The organism is Rhodovulum sp. BSW8 (assembly GCF_003314725.1).
GTDB lineage: Bacteria > Pseudomonadota > Alphaproteobacteria > Rhodobacterales > Rhodobacteraceae > Rhodovulum > Rhodovulum visakhapatnamense.
In genome coordinates this window covers 125,177-142,485 of record NZ_QNVX01000066.1, presented here as the reverse complement: position 1 = coordinate 142,485, position 17,309 = coordinate 125,177, and the positions used below count along the sequence as shown (strand labels likewise).

Annotated in this window: 17 protein-coding genes; all 17 read left to right on the top strand. The window is 69.3% G+C overall.

Annotated features, from left to right (window positions below; translation table 11 throughout):
* Positions 1-22: 22 nt before the first annotated feature.
* The 17 genes from DSD19_RS20250 to DSD19_RS20170 all read left to right on the top strand — a co-directional run bounded on the left by DSD19_RS20250 (position 23) and on the right by DSD19_RS20170 (position 17,309).
* Positions 23-1,348, top strand: a complete 1,326-nt coding sequence (locus DSD19_RS20250; protein WP_113670889.1) for a sensor histidine kinase — start codon at positions 23-25, stop codon at positions 1,346-1,348.
* Positions 1,345-2,340: a HupU protein gene (locus DSD19_RS20245; protein WP_075784869.1), complete on the top strand. Its 996-nt coding sequence runs from the start codon at positions 1,345-1,347 to the stop codon at positions 2,338-2,340. Before DSD19_RS20250 ends, DSD19_RS20245 begins: the two co-directional genes overlap by 4 nt.
* Positions 2,337-3,764 carry a nickel-dependent hydrogenase large subunit gene (locus DSD19_RS20240; protein ID WP_113670888.1) on the top strand — a complete coding sequence of 476 codons (1,428 nt, stop codon included), beginning with the start codon at positions 2,337-2,339 and terminating at the stop codon, positions 3,762-3,764. The genes DSD19_RS20245 and DSD19_RS20240 overlap by 4 nt, the downstream gene beginning before the upstream one ends.
* 1 nt (position 3,765) lies before the next feature.
* Positions 3,766-5,997: a carbamoyltransferase HypF gene (gene hypF, locus DSD19_RS20235; protein ID WP_113670887.1), complete on the top strand. Its 2,232-nt coding sequence runs from the start codon at positions 3,766-3,768 to the stop codon at positions 5,995-5,997.
* Positions 5,998-6,215: 218 nt separating this feature from the next.
* Complete coding sequence (locus DSD19_RS20230) at positions 6,216-7,310, top strand: hydrogenase small subunit (protein ID WP_075784872.1); 1,095 nt, start codon at positions 6,216-6,218, stop codon at positions 7,308-7,310.
* 3 nt (positions 7,311-7,313) lie between these two features.
* The gene (locus DSD19_RS20225) at positions 7,314-9,104 is read left to right on the top strand and encodes a nickel-dependent hydrogenase large subunit (protein WP_113670886.1); all 1,791 of its coding nucleotides are present in this window, start codon (positions 7,314-7,316) and stop codon (positions 9,102-9,104) included.
* Between the two features lie 14 nt (positions 9,105-9,118).
* Positions 9,119-9,700: a HupE/UreJ family protein gene (locus tag DSD19_RS20220; RefSeq protein ID WP_113670885.1), complete on the top strand. Its 582-nt coding sequence runs from the start codon at positions 9,119-9,121 to the stop codon at positions 9,698-9,700.
* Positions 9,701-9,710: 10 nt separating this feature from the next.
* On the top strand, positions 9,711-10,505 hold the full coding sequence (cybH, locus tag DSD19_RS20215) for a Ni/Fe-hydrogenase, b-type cytochrome subunit (RefSeq protein ID WP_075784875.1): 795 nt from the start codon (positions 9,711-9,713) through the stop codon (positions 10,503-10,505).
* Positions 10,506-10,683: 178 nt separating this feature from the next.
* On the top strand, positions 10,684-11,325 hold the full coding sequence (locus tag DSD19_RS20210; RefSeq protein WP_113670884.1) for a HyaD/HybD family hydrogenase maturation endopeptidase: 642 nt from the start codon (positions 10,684-10,686) through the stop codon (positions 11,323-11,325).
* Positions 11,325-11,636 (top strand): HypC/HybG/HupF family hydrogenase formation chaperone, encoded by a 312-nt coding sequence (locus tag DSD19_RS20205; RefSeq protein ID WP_113670883.1) that lies wholly within the window; start codon positions 11,325-11,327, stop codon positions 11,634-11,636. The genes DSD19_RS20210 and DSD19_RS20205 overlap by 1 nt, the downstream gene beginning before the upstream one ends.
* A 5-nt stretch (positions 11,637-11,641) precedes the next feature.
* Positions 11,642-12,019: a hydrogenase accessory protein gene (locus DSD19_RS20200; protein ID WP_113670882.1), complete on the top strand. Its 378-nt coding sequence runs from the start codon at positions 11,642-11,644 to the stop codon at positions 12,017-12,019.
* 10 nt (positions 12,020-12,029) lie between these two features.
* Positions 12,030-12,857 carry a hydrogenase expression/formation protein gene (locus tag DSD19_RS20195; RefSeq protein ID WP_113670881.1) on the top strand — a complete coding sequence of 276 codons (828 nt, stop codon included), beginning with the start codon at positions 12,030-12,032 and terminating at the stop codon, positions 12,855-12,857.
* Complete coding sequence (hybE, locus tag DSD19_RS20190; RefSeq protein WP_113670880.1) at positions 12,854-13,672, top strand: [NiFe]-hydrogenase assembly chaperone HybE; 819 nt, start codon at positions 12,854-12,856, stop codon at positions 13,670-13,672. Before DSD19_RS20195 ends, hybE begins: the two co-directional genes overlap by 4 nt.
* Entirely contained in the window at positions 13,669-14,553 is an 885-nt protein-coding gene (locus DSD19_RS20185) for a hydrogenase expression/formation protein HupK (protein WP_113670879.1), read from the top strand. Before hybE ends, DSD19_RS20185 begins: the two co-directional genes overlap by 4 nt.
* Complete coding sequence (hypA, locus tag DSD19_RS20180; RefSeq protein WP_075784882.1) at positions 14,546-14,887, top strand: hydrogenase maturation nickel metallochaperone HypA; 342 nt, start codon at positions 14,546-14,548, stop codon at positions 14,885-14,887. The genes DSD19_RS20185 and hypA overlap by 8 nt, the downstream gene beginning before the upstream one ends.
* Positions 14,887-15,825: a hydrogenase nickel incorporation protein HypB gene (gene hypB, locus DSD19_RS20175; RefSeq protein WP_165828195.1), complete on the top strand. Its 939-nt coding sequence runs from the start codon at positions 14,887-14,889 to the stop codon at positions 15,823-15,825. The genes hypA and hypB overlap by 1 nt, the downstream gene beginning before the upstream one ends.
* Positions 15,825-17,309, top strand: a complete 1,485-nt coding sequence (locus DSD19_RS20170; protein WP_113670878.1) for a sigma-54 dependent transcriptional regulator — start codon at positions 15,825-15,827, stop codon at positions 17,307-17,309. The genes hypB and DSD19_RS20170 overlap by 1 nt, the downstream gene beginning before the upstream one ends.

Below are 17,309 nucleotides of genomic sequence, written 5' to 3'. Positions count from 1 at the left end.
TCCTCCGCCCGAAGGAGGGCCGATGGCGCGGGATATCACCAGGGGCCTCGTCTCTGGCGAGGGCGAGCTTTCGGACGCGGTCTGGGCCGAGGTGCTGTCCGCCGTCGACCGCACCTATGCCGATCTGGTCGATTATCAGGAACGGCTCGAGGCCAAGAACGCAGAGCTGGAAACCATGCGTTCCTTCCTCGGCTCGATCCTCGCCTCGGTCTCGGATGTGCTGATCGTGGTGTCGCGCTCGGGCCGCGTCGAGGAGGTGTCGGCCTCGCTCGCCGCGCGCACCGGGGCGTCGACGGCGGGCTTTGTCGGCCGGCCGGTGGCCGAGCTCTTCGCCGAAAGCGACCGCCCGGCGCTGGTCGCGGCGATGCAGCGGGCGGCACTCGACCGCCGTCCGGTCACGCTTGAGGCCGGGCTGATCGCGGCCGGGGACACCACGCCGCTGGAACTGTCGCTGTCGCCCCGGCTGGACGAGCGCAGCCGGGTCACCGGGCATGTCCTGACCGGCCGCCCGCTGGGCGAACTGCGCCAGGCCTATGCCCAGCTTGCCGCCAGCCATGACGAGCTGAAGGCCGCGCAGACCCTTCTGGTCAGGAACGAAAAGCTCGCCTCTCTGGGCCGACTGCTGGCCGGGGTGGCGCATGAGCTGAACAACCCGATCAGTTTCGTCTATGCCAATGCCCATGCGCTCGACCGCTATGCCACCAAGTTCGAGACCTATTTCGACAAGGTGCAGGCCGGGGCGGACCGGGCCGATCTGGTGCGGCTGCGCGAGGATCTGCGGCTCGATCGCGAGATCCGCAACCTGCGCGAGGCGGTGGCGGGCGCGCGCGATGGGGCCGAGCGGGTGCGCGACATCGTCGAGGACCTGCGGCGATTGTCGTCGGACGGCGCGGGCGAGATGGTGGCCTTCGATCTGGCCGAGACCGCCCGCATCGCCGCCAGCTGGGTCATGCGCGGGTCGAAACGCGCGGTCGGGATCGGCTTTCCCGGCAGCGCGCCGGTGATGGCGCTGGGCCGCCCCGGGCATGTCCAGCAGGTGGTGATGAACCTCGTGCAGAATGCGCTCGACGCGGTCGAGGAGGGCGGCCGTGTCGATCTGTCGGTCGCGGCCGAGAACGGGCGCGCGGTGCTGAGCGTGGCCGATGACGGCCCGGGTGTGCCCGACGCCGTCCGCACGCTGATCTTCGATCCGTTCTTCACCACCAAGGCGGTCGGGCAGGGCACCGGGCTTGGTCTCGCGATCAGTGCCAAGATCGCCGAGGAGCATGGCGGCCAGCTGCGGCTTTGCCCCGCCGACCGGGGCGCCTGTTTTCGCATCGACCTGCCGCTGGCCGAGGCCACGGCATGAAGAACGTGCTCTGGCTGCAGGCGGCGGGGTGCGGCGGCTGCACCATGTCGCTGCTTTGCGCCGAAAGCCCCTCGCTGCCCGATCTGATGGCGGGTGCGGGGCTGCGGTTTCTCTGGCATCCCTCGCTCTCGGTCGAAACCGGGGCCGAGGCGCGGGCGCTTCTGGACCGGGCGGCCGAAGGCGAGATCCCGCTCGACATCCTTTGCGTCGAAGGCGCGGTTGCGCGCGGGCCGAACGGCACCGGGCGCTATCAGATGCTGTCGGGGACCGGGCGGTCGATGCTCGACTGGGTCGACCGGCTGGCGCCCCGGGCCGATCATGTGGTGGCAGTGGGGTCCTGCGCGGCCTTCGGCGGCGTGACCAGCGCGGGCGGCAACCCCTCGGACGCAGCCGGGCTGCAATTCGAGGGCGCGCATCCGGGAGGCATCCTCGCGGCCGATTTCCGCGGTCGGGGCGGCTTGCCGGTGATCAATGTGGCGGGCTGCCCGACCCATCCCGACTGGGTCGGCGAGACGCTGATGCTGCTGGCGGCGGGGGCGCTCGGGCCTTCCGGTCTCGACAGCTTCGCGCGGCCGCGCTTTTACGCCGAGCATCTGGTGCACCATGGCTGTCCGCGCAACGAGTTTTACGAATACAAGGCCAGCGCCACCACGCTGTGCGAAATGGGCTGCATGATGGAGCATCTGGGCTGCGTCGGCACCCAGGCCGTGGGCGATTGCAACATCCGGCCCTGGAACGGGCAGGGAAGCTGCACCCGCGCGGGCTATCCCTGCATCTCTTGCACCGCGCCCGAATTCGAGGAACCGCGCCACGCCTTCACGGCGACGCCCAAGGTCGCGGGCATCCCCGTGGGCCTGCCCGCCGACATGCCCAAGGCCTGGTTCATGGCGCTGGCCTCGCTGTCGAAGGCCGCGACGCCCGAGCGGCTGTCGAGGAACGCCGTCGCCGACCGGGTCGAGGTGCTGCCCGGACCGAGGAAGCCCCGCGCATGACCGGCACGCGGCTGATCGTCGGCCCCTTCAACCGGGTCGAGGGCGATCTCGAGGTCCATCTCGATGTCGAGGACGGCCGGGTACGTGGCGCGCGGGTGAACGCGCCGCTCTATCGCGGGTTCGAACGGATGTTGCTGGGCCGCCCGGCCTCGGACGCGCTGACGCTGACGCCGCGGATCTGCGGCATCTGCTCGATCAGCCAGTCGGCGGCGGCGGCCCGGGCACTGGCCGCGGCGGGCGGCCACATGCCCGCGCCGCAGGGGGCGGCGATGGCGGCACTGATCCATGCGGTCGAGAATGTCTCTGACCATCTCTTTCATTTCAACCTGTTCTTCATGCCCGATTTCGCGCGGCCCGCCTATGCCGACCGTCCCTGGCATCCCCGCGCGGTCGAGCGGTTCACGGCGGTGGAGGGGGCTGCCCAGCGGGCGGCCATCGAGGCGCGGGCGGCGCTCATGCATATCCTCGGCACCCTTGCGGGCAAGTGGCCCCACACGCTGGCGATCCAGCCCGGCGGCGTCACCCGCGCGCCTGGGCCGCGCGACAAGGTGCGGATCATGGCGACGCTCACCGCCTTCCGCCGCTATCTGGAAGGAACGCTGTTCGGCGCCCCGCTCGAAGCCTTCGCAGCCCTTGAAACCCGTGCCGCGCTGCTGCGCTGGGGGCAGGGCGATGCGGGTCTGTTTCTGGAGATCGCGGCCGATCTCGATCTCGACGCGCTGGGCCGGGGATCGGGGCGGTATCTGTCCTTCGGGGCCTATCCGCTGGCCGAGGGATACGGTTTCGGCCCCGGCATCTGGCGCGCGGGCGGGCTGTCGCCGCTCGATCTGGGCGGGCTCATCGAGGATGTCTCGCATGCCTGGATGCTGGGCGGGGCCGCGCATCCGGCCGCGGGCCAGACCCTGCCCGACGACGAGATGCGCGAGACCGCCTATAGCTGGTGCAAGGCGCCGAGGCTGGACGGGCTTGGCTACGAGACCGGCGCGCTGGCGCGGCAGGTCGTTGCGGGCCATCCTCTGGCCCGCGATCTGGCGGGCGGCGGCGTTCTGGCCCGGGTGGCGGGGCGGCTTCTGGATCTTGCGCGGACCCAGATCCTGATGGAGGATCTGGTGCGCGATCTTGACACCGGCGCCGCCTTCATGGACCCGGCCCCCGAGATCCGCGATGGCGCGGGCGCAGGTCTGGTCGAGGCCGCGCGCGGCGCGCTGGGCCATTGGCTGAGGGTCGAGAACGGCCGCATCGCCGCCTATCAGATCGTGGCGCCCACCACCTGGAATTTCAGCCCGCGCGACGCCTCGGGCACCCCCGGTCCGCTGGAGGCCGCGCTGGAAGGCGCGCCGGTCGCGCCGGGCGACGACACGCCGCTTTCGGTCCAGCATATCGTGCGCAGCTTCGATCCCTGCATGGTCTGCACGGTGCATTAGGGTGGAAACGGGCCTTGAGATCCGGGTCCGGGGTCAGGTGCAGGGTGTGGGCTTTCGCCCCTTCGTCTGGCAGCTTGCGCAGGAATTCGGCCTGCGCGGCGAGGTCTTCAACGATGCCGAAGGGGTGCTGATCCGCGTTGCGGGCGGGGAACTCACAGCGTTTCAGGCGGCGCTGACCGCGCGGGCGCCCGCGCTGTCCCGCATCGATGCGGCCGAGGCGCGGGACTGGGCCTTTGCCACCGCGCCCGAAACCTTCACCATCGCCCCCAGCCGCGGCGAGGGGGCTGAAACTCGCGTCACGCCCGACGCCGCGACCTGTCCGGACTGCCTGGCCGAGATCCGGGGCGCGGGGCGCAGGCGGGGCTATGCCTTCACCAACTGCACCCAATGCGGCCCGCGCTTCACGATCCTGCGGCAGTTGCCCTATGACCGCGCCCGGACCACCATGGCCGACTTCCCGATGTGTCCGGCCTGCCGCGCCGAGTACGACACCCCCGCCGACCGCCGGTTCCATGCTCAGCCCATCGCCTGCCCCGATTGCGGCCCCCGGCTCTGGCTGGAGCGGGAGGGCGCGGAGCTGCCCGGCGATCCCGTCGCGGGCGCGGCCGATCTGCTGGCACAGGGCGCGATCCTGGCGGTCAAAGGGCTGGGCGGGTTTCATCTGGCCTGCGATGCGGGCAATGCGGCGGCGGTGGACCGGCTGCGCGCGCGCAAGCGCAGACCCGCGAAGCCCTTTGCGCTGATGGCGCGCGCCGCCGATCTGGCGGGCTTCTGCGCGCCGACGCCCGCCGATCTGGCACGGCTTGGCGATCCGGCGGCGCCCATCGTTCTGGTGCCCGGCACCGGTGCGCTGCCCGAGACCGTCGCGCCGGGCATGCGCGATCTGGGGGTGATGCTGCCCTGCACGCCGCTTCATCATCTGTTGCTCGATGCGGTGGGGCGGCCGCTGGTGATGACCTCGGGCAATCTGTCGGGCGCGCCGCAGGTCATCGGCAATGACGAGGCGCGGGCCAAGCTGGGGGCCTTTGCCGATGCCTTCCTGATGCATGACCGCGACATTGCCCGGCGGCTCGACGACAGCGTCGAGCGGGCCGATCCGCCGATGGTCCTGCGCCGGGCGCGGGGGCGGGTGCCGGGCACGCTGCCCCTGCCTGCCGGGTTCGAGGAGGCGCCGCAGGTGCTGGCACTGGGCGGGCAGATGAAATCGGCGATCTGCCTTGTGAAGGGCGGGCAGGCGCTCTTGTCGCATCACCTGGGCGACCTGGACGAGGCGCTGACCTGGGAGGAATTCCTGACAGCCATCGCCGATTACGGCAGACTGTTCGGTCACCGCCCGGTCCGGGTCGCCTGCGACGCCCATCCCGGCTATCGCGCGACGCAGCATGCCCGGACGCTGGGTCTGCCCGTGGTCGAGGTTCAGCACCACCACGCCCATCTGGCCGCCTGTCTGGGCGAGAACGGCTGGCCGCGCGATGGCGGGCCGGTGGCAGGCATCGTGCTGGACGGCACGGGTTACGGGCCCGACGGCACGGTCTGGGGGGGCGAGCTGCTGCTGGGCGACTATCGCGCGGTCGAGAGGGTGGGGCATCTGGCTCCGGCGCCTTTGCCCGGCGGCGATGCTGCGGCGCGCGAGCCCTGGCGGAACCTGCTTGTGCGGCTCGATGCGGCCGGGCTGGCCGACGTCGCGGACCGGATGCTGCCCGACGCCCCGCGCGCGGCGCTGCGGGCGGCGGTCCGGGCCGGGTTGAACGCCCCGGCCTCGTCCTCGGCCGGGCGGCTGTTCGATGCGGTCGCGGCGGCGCTTGGGCTGTGTCCCGGGGGGCAGAGCTACGAGGGCGAGGCGGCGATGCGGCTAGAGGCGCTGGCGGGCGACCTTCCGGCCGACCGGCCCTACGCCTTCGACGGGCTCGATCCTGCGCCAGTGATTCGTGCGGTGGTTGCAGACTTCGACGCGGGTTGCCCGAAGCCGCTGATCGCCGCCCGATTCCACGCGGGTCTTGCGCGGGCCTTTGCCGATCCGGCGAAAGCCCTTGTCGAATCCGGCCGCGCTCGCGCCGTCGCGCTGTCGGGCGGCTGTTTTCAGAACGCGCGGCTGCTGTCCGAGGTGCGTTTCTGCTTACGTAGCGTCAAGATGTTGATCCATAGGGAAACTCCGGCCAATGACGGCGGGCTGGCGCTTGGTCAGGCGCTTGTTGCCGCATCCGGCAAATTGCCGCAGATGGAAAGCGGCTGATCCAGAAAGCGTTTTTGTCGGTAAAGAGATTACCGGTCAATCCGCCGCAATGTCTCGGATTAAGGTGGGTAAACGTCTGAAATATAACGCAATTAACACGATTTTAAACATCCTGAGGAAATCCTTGCTGGTGCCGGCCGCGCTCTGTTTGCATGCGCTGGCATACTGAACCTTCCGCGCGCCGCCGCGGCGCCGGGTCATTGGACGGGAGGACCGACTTGGCCGAAATCGAGACATTCTATGAGGTGATGCGCCGCCAGGGGATCACCCGGCGCAGCTTCATGAAGTATTGTTCGCTCACGGCGGCAGCGCTGGGGCTGGGACCCGCCTTCGTGCCGAAGATCGCCCATGCGATGGAAACCAAGCCGCGGACCCCCGTGATCTGGGTGCACGGGCTCGAATGCACCTGCTGTTCGGAAAGCTTCATCCGCTCGGCCCATCCGCTGGCCAAGGACGTCGTGCTGTCGATGATCTCGCTCGACTATGACGACACGCTGATGGCGGCGGCGGGCCATGCGGCCGAGGCGGCGCTGGAAGACACGATCGAGAAATACAAGGGCAACTACATCCTCGCGGTGGAAGGGAACCCGCCGCTGAACGAGGACGGGATGTACTGCATCATCGGCGGCAAGCCCTTCGTCGATCAGCTGCGCCATGCGGCCGAACACGCCAAGGCGATCATCTCCTGGGGGGCCTGCGCCTCCTATGGCTGCGTGCAGGCGGCGGCCCCGAACCCGACCCGCGCGACGCCGGTGCACAAGGTCATCACCGACAAGCCGATCATCAAGGTGCCGGGCTGTCCGCCCATCGCCGAGGTCATGACCGGCGTCATCACCTACATGCTGACCTTCGACCGCATGCCCGATCTCGACCGTCAGGGGCGGCCGAAGATGTTCTATTCCCAGCGCATCCACGACAAGTGCTACCGCCGCCCGCATTTCGACGCGGGCCAGTTCGTCGAGAACTGGGACGACGACTATGCGCGCAAGGGCTATTGCCTCTACAAGATGGGCTGCAAGGGGCCGACCACCTACAATGCCTGTTCCACCGTGCGCTGGAACGAGGGCGTCAGCTTCCCGATCCAGTCGGGCCATGGCTGCATCGGCTGTTCCGAGGACGGGTTCTGGGACCAGGGGTCGTTCTATGACCGGCTGACCACGATCAAGCAGTTCGGGATCGAGGCCACCGCCGATCAGATCGGCTTTACCGCCGCCGGGGCGGTGGGCGCGGGCATCGTCGCCCATGTCGCCGCCTCGGCCCTGAAACGGGCCCAGAAGAAGTCCCAGGACGCCGCGAAGAAAGAGGAGGTGTAAGCCATGGTCGCGACCCCGAACGGCTTTGACCTCGACAATTCCGGCCGCCGCATCGTCGTCGATCCCGTGACCCGGATCGAGGGCCACATGCGCTGCGAGGTGAATGTGGACGATCAGGGCATCATTCGCAACGCGGTCTCGACCGGGACCATGTGGCGGGGGCTCGAGGTGATCCTCAAGGGCCGCGACCCGCGCGATGCCTGGGCCTTCACCGAACGGATCTGCGGCGTCTGCACCGGGACGCATGCGCTGACCTCGGTGCGTGCAGTCGAGGACGCGCTGGGGATCACCATCCCGCAGAACGCCAACTCGATCCGCAACATCATGCAGCTGAACCTGCAGATTCACGACCATATCGTCCATTTCTACCACCTGCATGCGCTGGACTGGGTGAACCCCGTGAACGCGCTGAAGGCCGATCCGAAGGCCACGTCGGAACTGCAACAGGCGGTTTCGCCCAGCCACCCGCTGTCCTCGCCCGGCTATTTCCGCGACGTGCAGAACCGGCTGAAGAAATTCGTCGAATCTGGGCAGCTGGGGCTGTTCAAGAACGGCTATTGGGACAATCCGGCCTATCTGCTGCCGCCCGAGGCCGATCTGATGGCCACGACCCACTACCTCGAGGCGCTGGATTTGCAGAAGGAGGTGGTGAAGATCCACACCATCTTCGGCGGCAAGAACCCGCACCCCAACTGGCTGGTGGGCGGTGTGCCCTGTCCGATCAATCTCGACGGCACCGGTGCGGTCGGCGCGATCAACATCGAGCGGCTGAACATGGTCAGCTCCATCATCGACCAGTGCACGACCTTCGTGAAGAACGTCTATATCCCGGATGTCGTTGCCATTGGCGGCTTCTACAAAAGCTGGCTTTACGGCGGCGGGCTGTCGGGCCAGGCGGTCATGGCCTATGGCGACATCCCCGAGAACCCCAACGACTTCTCGGCGGACCAGCTGCACCTGCCGCGCGGCGCCATCATCAACGGCAACCTCAACGAGGTGCTCGACGTCGATCCGCGCGATCCCGAACAGGTGCAGGAATTCGTCGATCACTCCTGGTACAGCTATGGCGAGCCGGGCAAGGGCCTGCATCCCTGGGACGGCGTGACCGAGCCGAAATTCGAGCTGGGGCCCAATGCCAAGGGAACCAAGACCAATATCGAGGAACTGGACGAGGCGGCCAAGTATTCCTGGATCAAGGCGCCCCGCTGGAAGGGCCATGCGATGGAGGTGGGGCCGCTGGCCCGCTATGTCATCGGCTATGCCAAGGGCCATGAGGACATCAAGGGCCAGGTCGAGGGGCTTTTGCGGACCATGGACCTGCCGGTCGAGGCGTTGTTCTCGACGCTGGGGCGCACCGCGGCCCGCGCGCTTGAGGCTGAATACTGCACCCGGTTGCAGAAGTATTTCTTCGACAAGCTGATCGCGACCTGCCGGAACGGCGACACCGCCACCGCCAATGTCGAGAAATGGGACCCGAAGACCTGGCCGAAAGAGGCCAAGGGCGTCGGCATGACCGAGGCGCCGCGCGGCGCGCTGGGCCACTGGATCAAGATCAAGGGGGGGCGGATCGAGAACTATCAATGCGTGGTGCCCACCACCTGGAACGGCAGCCCGCGCGATACGGCCGGCAATATCGGTGCCTTCGAGGCGGCTCTGATGGACACCAAGATGGAACGCCCCGACGAGCCGGTCGAGATCCTCAGGACGCTGCACAGCTTCGATCCGTGCCTGGCCTGCTCGACCCATGTGATGTCGCCGGACGGACAGGAACTGACCCGCGTCAAGGTGCGCTGAGGGAGGAGACGACGATGAGGAAATATCTGCTTGCCGCGGCTCTGGCCGCAGTGGCGGGCCCGGCCCTGGCCCATACCGGCCATGGGGCGTCTACCGGGTTCGTTCATGGGGTGCTGCACCCGCTGACCGGGGCCGATCACCTGCTGGCGATGCTGGCGGTGGGGCTCTGGTCGGGCTTTGCGCTGAGCGCGCGCCTCTGGGCGGGGGCCGCCGCCTTCATGGGGGCGATGGTTGCAGGCGCCGCGCTGTCCTGGGCGGGGGTGCCGCTGCCGGGCGTCGAGGGCATGATCGCGGCCTCGGTCCTGGCCTTCGGTGTTCTGGCCGCCTTTGCCCATCGCGGGCAGGCGCGCTGGGTCACCGGCGCCTCGCTGGGGGCGATCGCGCTTTTCGGCATCTGCCACGGCCATGCCCATGCCTCCGAGGCGACCGGGGCGGCGCTGGCCTATCTGGGCGGGTTCCTGATCTCGACCGCGGCGCTGCACCTGACCGGCATTCTTGTTGCCCGCGCGGTCGCGGAGGCCCGCGCCGCCCGCACCCTGCGCCGGACTGCCGGAGGCGCGCTGGTGGCCTCGGGCGCCTGGCTCCTTGCCGGATGAGGATCGCGCCATGAGTGTCGAAGACAGAACCTCCATCCCGATCCATATCCCGAACCCCGAGGCGCCGACCCCGCTCGAGGCCGCGCGGCTGACCGGCGGTGCCCGTCCCGAGGATATCGAAAGCCTGCAGCTGCGCGCGGCCGTCTATGTCTACGAAATGCCGGTCCGGATCTGGCACTGGGTCAACGCGCTGGCGATCACGATCCTGATCGTGACGGGCTACCTGATCGCCTCGCCGCCGCCCACCATGGAAATCGCCGAGGCGACCGACCAGTTCGTGTTCGGCTATATCCGCTTTGCCCATTTCGCCTCGGGCATGGTGCTGACGGTCGCCTTCCTGGGCCGGATCTACTTTGCCTTCGTCGGCAACCGGCATGCGCGGCAGCTGTTCTACATCCCGGTCTGGCGCAAGCGCTGGTGGAAAGAGATGATCTTCGAGGCGCGATGGTACGCCTTCCTCGAAAAGGAGCCGAAGAAGTATATCGGCCACAACCCGCTGGCCCATTTCGCGATGTTCACCTTCATCACGCTGGGCATGACCTTCATGATCGTCACCGGCTTCGCGCTTTATGCCGAAGGGGCGGGGCAGGGGTCGTTCTATGACAGCTGGTTCGGCTGGGTGCTGGGGCTTGTCGGCAATTCCCAGCGGCTGCACACGCTGCACCATCTGGGGATGTGGGCGATCACGCTCTTTGCGATCTTTCACATCTATGCCGCGATCCGCGAAGACATCATGTCGCGTCAGTCCATGATCACCACCATGATTTCCGGCTGGCGGACCTTCAAGGACAATCGGGTGGAATAAAACAACGCGAAGACCCCGAAGCCGCGGGCACAGCTTTGCCCGCGGCGCGGCGGGGCGGCCGATGCGCTGGCGATCCGCGCCGGCCACAGGGCCTTCCCGCCGTACCGAAAGACCCTATTTTCCGCCGGAGGCGGGGCAGGATGGCCCCCGCTGCCGGCACCGGCCGAGGGAGGACCCCATGCCCGCCGCGACTGACCGCCTGACCCTGATCCTCGGTATCGGAAACGTCCTCTGGGCGGATGAGGGCTTCGGGCCCCGCTGTGTCGAGACGCTGGCCGAGACCCATGCCTTCGACGCCGGGGTGCGGCTTCTGGATGGTGGCACCCAGGGGCTTTATCTGCTGCCCTTTCTCGAAGAGGCCGACGATCTTCTGATCTTCGATGCGGTCGATTACGGGCTGGCACCCGGCACGCTGAAGATCGTCCGCGACGGCGACGTGCCCGCCTTCATGGGCGCGAAGAAGATGAGCCTGCACCAGACCGGGTTTCAGGATGTGCTGGCCACGGCCGCCTTCAAGGGCTGCAGCCCGGCACGGATGACCCTGATCGGCTGCCAGCCCGCCGAGATCGAGGATTACGGCGGCGGGCTGACCGCAACCGTGGCGGCGCGGCTGCCCGATGCGCTGGCCGAAGGGCTGGCCGAGCTCGCCCGCTGGGGCGTCGCCGCGCGGCCGGGCCGCACCGCCACGCCCGATCTGGCCGATCCCTCGATCCGCCGCGAGGCCTACGAATCCGGCCGGCCCTCGGCCGAGGCGGCCTGCCGCTCGGGCGACGACCGGTTCTTCCCCGGGCAGGGCGATCTTGCCGGGCCGGTGCGCTGATGTGCGTGGGCGAGCCGATGCGGCTGATCGGGATCGACGGCATTGCCGGGCGCACCGACGAAGGCGCGCTGATCGACCTGTCGCTGACGCCCGAGGCGCGGGTGGGCGACTGGGTGCTGACCTTTCTGGGCGCCGCGCGCGATCTGCTCGACCCCGACGAGGCGCAGAGGATCCGCGCCGCGCTGGACGGGCTGCGCGCGGTGATGGCGGGTGGCTCGGCGGGCGATGCCTTCGCCGATCTCGAGGCCCGCGAACCGAGCCTTCCCCCCCACCTGCAGGCCGCGCTGGCGGCTGGCGACACCCAGGGATGACCGCCATGACCCACCCGCTGATTGCCCGTCTCGAAACCGATCTCGGCTGGCCCAGGCTGACCGACATGGCGGATGTCGCGGCCTTCACCGCGCGGCCGGGGGTGCATTGCCTGTTCGTGCCCGGCGATCCCGCGCGCAACCTCGAGACCGCCGATGCGGCGGTGATCCTGCCCGAGCTGCGGCAGGCGTTTCAGGGCGCCTTCGACTGCGCCCTCGTCGATGACGCGATCGAGGCCGAACTGCGCGAGACGACCCGGGCGCTGAAGACCCCAAGCTTCATCTTCTACCGCGAGGGGCAGCTGCTGGGCGATATCCAGAAGATCCGCGACTGGGACGACTACCTGGCCCGCACCGCGCATATCCTGTCGCTGACCGACGCCTGAGGAGGACATCATGGTTTCCGGCTTTCATCTGCCCCCCACCGGCTTCGGCCCCGGATCGCAACCCGCCGATGACGAGCTTGGCTACATGCAGATGCCTTCGGGCATGCGGACCTATGCCGCGCATCTGCCCGAGATCGACGATACCGATGCCGCCGCACCGGCGCTTGCCCTGCTGGAGCGCGCCGCCGCCGCCTGCGAGCGTGCCGCCGCGACCGGCGAGGGCGAAAGCTTTCAGCTGGCCGACCTGCCGCCCGACGCGCGCGCCCTTCTGACCGAGACGCTGGGCCAGGGCGAGGTGTCGGTCCGCATCCAGGGCGTGCCCGCCGTCGCGGTGCAGGAAAGCGTCTTTGCCGGGGTCTGGCGGGTGATGGGCGCGGGCGTCGACCGGGTCGAGGTCGGCGCGGTGCCCGCGCGCGCCAGGATCGCCTTCGCACCGCAGCGCGCGGCGCTGGGGCTTGAGGCGCCGAAGGGGCTCGATGTCTTCAACGCCCCGGCGCTGCTGGTCGAGCTGCTCGACCGGTCGGCCGCCTGGCGCAAGGGCAAGGACGCGCATGTGGTCAACCTGACCCTGCTGCCCCATACCGAGGGCGATCTGGCCTGGCTGGACGCGGCGCTTGGCGAAGGCGCTGTGACGGTCCTGTCGCGCGGCTATGGCAATTGCCGGATCACCGCCACCGCCACGGCGAATGTCTGGCGGGTGCAGTATTTCAACTCGATGGACACGCTGATCCTCGACACCTTCGAGGTCACCGACATGCCCGAGGTGGTGCTGGCCGCGCCCGAGGATCTGGCCGACAGCGCCGGGCGCATCCGCGACGTGCTGGAGGCGATCCGATGACCGCCCGCTTCGAGGGCAGCTATGGCGGCCGCGACGACCGGATCAGCGCGGCGGCGGTGATGGAATGCAAGATCTGCTGGACGGTCTATGACCCGGCCGAGGGCGACGACTTCCGCCAGGTGCTGCCCGGCACCCCTTTCGCCGCGCTGCCCGAGGACTGGACCTGCCCGACCTGCGACGCGCCGAAGGCCCAGTTCATGGTCAAGGACGATCCCGGCGCGGCCGAGGCTGCGACGGCGGCCTGGATCGCCGACCGCACCGCCGCGCTTGAGGCCGAGTTCCGCGAGATCTGGCATTCGAAGATGCGCGACGTGCCCCTGGTCAACGCCTCGCTGCATGTCGAAGCGGTGGGCTTCGCGCTTTATGAGGGGCGCCCGCTGGGCGTGCTGGTGGCGCCCTGGTTCATGAACCTGATCCTGCTGCCCGCCGAGGGCGAGGACTGGTCCGGTCTGACTGCGGGCGCCAAGGAAAGCCTGTGCTTTCCGTCGGGCGACTACGAGTTCATCCACAATGTCCGGCCGATGGCGGGCGGCTACAAGGCCTGTTCGCTGTTCTCGCCGATGAACGATTTCGCCAGCCAGCTGCAGGCGGTCGAGGTCGCCCGCGCGGTCATGGTCGAGCTGTTCAAGGCCGAGAACCGGGCCGAAACCGACCGCGCTGCCGACATCCGTGCCGCGCGCGAGACGGATCTGGCGGACGCCGAGGCCGCCGAAGGCGAGGCCTCGGGCACGGGCGCCCCGACCCGCCGCGCGGTGATCTCGGGCGGTCTGGCCGCCGGGGCCGAGGACCGTCCGGCGGAGGCGCCGGGCGCGTGAGCGCGGCCTTGCATATCGCCCTGACCGGCGCCGGGCCGCGGATCGCCGCGCCGGCCCCGCCTGCGCTCGAGGCCCTGCTGCTGCATCGCCGGGTCGAGGAGGCCGCCCTGCTGGTGCCGCGGATCTTCAACCTTTGCCGGGCTGCCCAGTCGCTGGGGGCCCGCGTGGTGCTGGGGCTGCCCGCGCGGCCTGAGGACCGCGCGGCGCTGGCCGACGAGATCCTGCGCGACCATCTGATGCGGTTTTTCGTGCTCTGGCCACGCGCTTTGGGCCTGCCGCCCGCGCCGCTGCCGGGCGACGATATCGCCCGAGCCGTGTTCGGCCCCCCGGGCCGATGCCCCGCGCCCGATGCGTTTGACCGCTGGCTGGTGGCGGGGGCGGGCGTGGCGCCGGTTCTGGCAGCACTCGCCGGACGGTTCGCGCCGGGCGAGGCGGTTGCCGATCTGCCCCCGGCCGACCCCGGACCTGCGCTTGACGCGGCAGCGGAGGAAAACTCGCCCTGGCTGCGGCACCGCACATCGCCGCTGCTGGCCGAGATCGAAGCGCGCTACGGGCGCGGCCCGCTCTGGCGCGCGGCGGCGCGGCTGGTCGATCTCGAGGCCTGCCTGTCCGGCCAGTTCCCCGCCACCCCCGACACCCGGGGCGGGGTCGTTCGCGTGCCCGCGGCACGGGGGACCTATTCCCTGTCGGCGCGGGTCGAGGACGGGCGCGTCGCGGCCTTTCGCCGCCTGACGCCGACCGATCACCTTTGCGCGCGGGGCGGGGTGCTGCAGCGGGCGCTGGAAAGCCTGCCGCGCGGCCGGGCCGACCTGGCGCCGCTGGTGGTCGACATCCTCGACCCGTGCGTACCGGTCGTCTTCGACGAGGCCGCCCATGCATGAGATGTCGCTGTGCGAGGGTATTCGCGGGATCGTCGAGGATCAGGCGCGCGCCCACGGGTTCGCGGCGGTGCGGCTTCTGCGGCTGGAAATCGGGCGCTTTGCCGGGGTCGAGAAACCGGCGCTGGAATTCGCCTTCGACGTGGTGATGCGGGGCAGCCCGGCCGAGGGCGCCCGGCTTGAAATGATCGACCTGCCCGGCCGTGCGCTGTGCTACGATTGCGGCGTCGAGGTCGAAATCGAGAACCGGCTCGACCCCTGTCCGCGCTGCGGCGGCGGCCGGCTGATGCCCGTGGGGGGCGACGAAATGCGGATCAAGGACATGGAGGTGGTGTGATGTGCACGGTATGCGGGTGCGGGGGCGCGACGCTGGAAGGGCAGGCAAGGGGGCAGGCCCAGGATCACGGGCAGGATGCCCCTCATCATCACCATCATGACCACACGCATGGCCATGACCACGGGCATGACGATGACCACACCCATGACCACACCCATGACCACACCCATGACCACGGGCACGCTCACGGGCACCACCACCATGGCTACCATGGCGACCTGCACTACGGCGGGGGTGCGGCCGGGGTGTCGGTGCCAGGCATGTCGCAGGCGCGGCTGATCGAGATCGAGGCCGGCATCCTGTCGAAGAACGATGCCTTTGCCGATGGCAACCGCCGGGTCCTGCGGGCGCTGGGCGCCTTTGCCGTCAACCTCGTCTCGTCGCCCGGCTCGGGCAAGACGACGCTGCTGTGCCGCACCATCGAGCAGCTGGGCGCGCAGCCGCTGGCGGTGATCGAGGGCGACCAGCAGACCTCGAACGATGCCGACCGCATCCGCGCGACCGGCGCCCCGGCCATTCAGGTCAATACCGGCAAGGGCTGTCATCTCGACGCCCATATGGTGGGCCATGCGATGGACCATCTGGCGCTGCCGCGGGGGGCGATGCTGTTCATCGAGAATGTCGGCAATCTGGTCTGCCCGGCGGGCTTCGATCTGGGCGAGGATGCCAAGGTCGCGATCCTCTCGGTCACCGAGGGCGAGGACAAGCCGCTGAAATACCCCGACATGTTCACCGTCGCCCGGCTTGCGATCCTGAACAAGACCGATCTGGCCCCGCATTGCGATGTCGATTTCGACCTCTACGAGGCCAATCTCCGGCGGGTCAATCCCGGCATCGAGATCCTGCGCGTCTCGGCCCGTACCGGCGAGGGGATGGAGGCCTGGATCGACTGGCTGACCGCGCGGCTGGCCGAGAAGGCTGCCGGGGCGGCGGATTGATGGCGCCTGCCAGCGCCCGCCCGGCGGTCCTGCTTGTCGATGACGAGCCGCATTCGCTGGCTGCGATGCGGATGGCGCTGGAGGACGAATTCGATGTCCTGACCGCCGCCGATGCCGAAGCCGCCATGGCGGTGCTGCGCGACGAATGGGTGCAGGTGATCCTGTGCGACCAGCGCATGCCCGGGCGCTCCGGGGTCGCGTTCCTGTCCGAGGTCCGCGAACGCTGGCCCGAGACGGTGCGGCTGATCGTGACCGGCTATACCGACAGCTCGGCCATGGTCGCCGCGATCAACGAGGCCGGCATTCACCAGATCCTGACCAAGCCCTGGCATCCCGACCAGCTTCTGGTGGCGGCCCGCAACGCGGCGCAGCTGTTCCAGCTGTCGCGCGAGAACGAGCGGATGGCGCTGGAAATGCGGCTTCTGGCCTCGACCGCCGAGTCGCGGGTCGAAAAGCGCCGCAAGGCGCTGCGCGAGGGCATGGGGTTCGAAACCGTGCTGCGCGCGCCCAACTCGCCCATGGTCGAGGTGGTGCAGATGGCCCGCCGCTTTGCCGGGTTCGACCTGCCGGTGGTGCTGACGGGCGAGCCCGGCACCGGCAAGGCACAGCTGGCGCGGGCGATGCATTACGCCTCGTTGCGGGCGGACAAGCCGTTCTATGACCTCAATCTGGCCGGTATGCCCGAGGATCTGACCGCGATCGAACTGATGGGCGCGAAACGGGGCGTGCTGGCCGGGGGCGTCGCCCGGATCGGGCTGATGCAGAAGGCCGATCGCGGCACGCTTTACCTCGGCGGGATCGAGACCGCGCCGCCAGGGCTGCAGCTGACGCTGTTGCGGGTGCTGACCGAGGGCGCTTTCACGCCGGTCGGCGGGCAGGAAACGGTTGGCACCAATTTCAGGCTCATCTGCGGCGCGGGCACCGATCTGAAGGCGCTGGTCGCCGAAGGCCGGTTCCGCGCCGATCTGTACTATGCGCTGGCGGCGGGCGAGATCGCGGTGCCGCCGCTGCGCGCCCGGCGCGGCGACATCGCGCTGCTGGCACAGGCCAAGCTGGCCGAGCTGTCCCAGGCCCATGGCAAGCCGGTGCATGGGCTCGACGAGGCGGCGCTGGAATTTCTGGAAAACTACGACTGGCCGGGCAACCTGCGCGAGCTGAAGAACGAGATCGCGCGGATGCTGGTAATGGCCCCGGACAAGATGCTGGGGGCCGATCTGATCTCGCGCCACATCCTGCAGGCACCGCCCGGCGACGAGGGCGCCGACCGCTCGGCCGATGCGGTGCTGGCGCGGACCGGATCGCTGAAGGACCGGGTCGAGCTGATGGAGATGCGGATATTGCGCGAGACGCTGACCCGGCATCGCTGGAACAAGAGCCGCGCGGCCGCCGAACTGGGCCTCTCGCGGGTGGGGCTGAGGGCGAAGCTCGACCGCTACGGGATCGCCGGTCCCGCTGGGCGAGTCTCTCAGGACGAGGAGGACTGA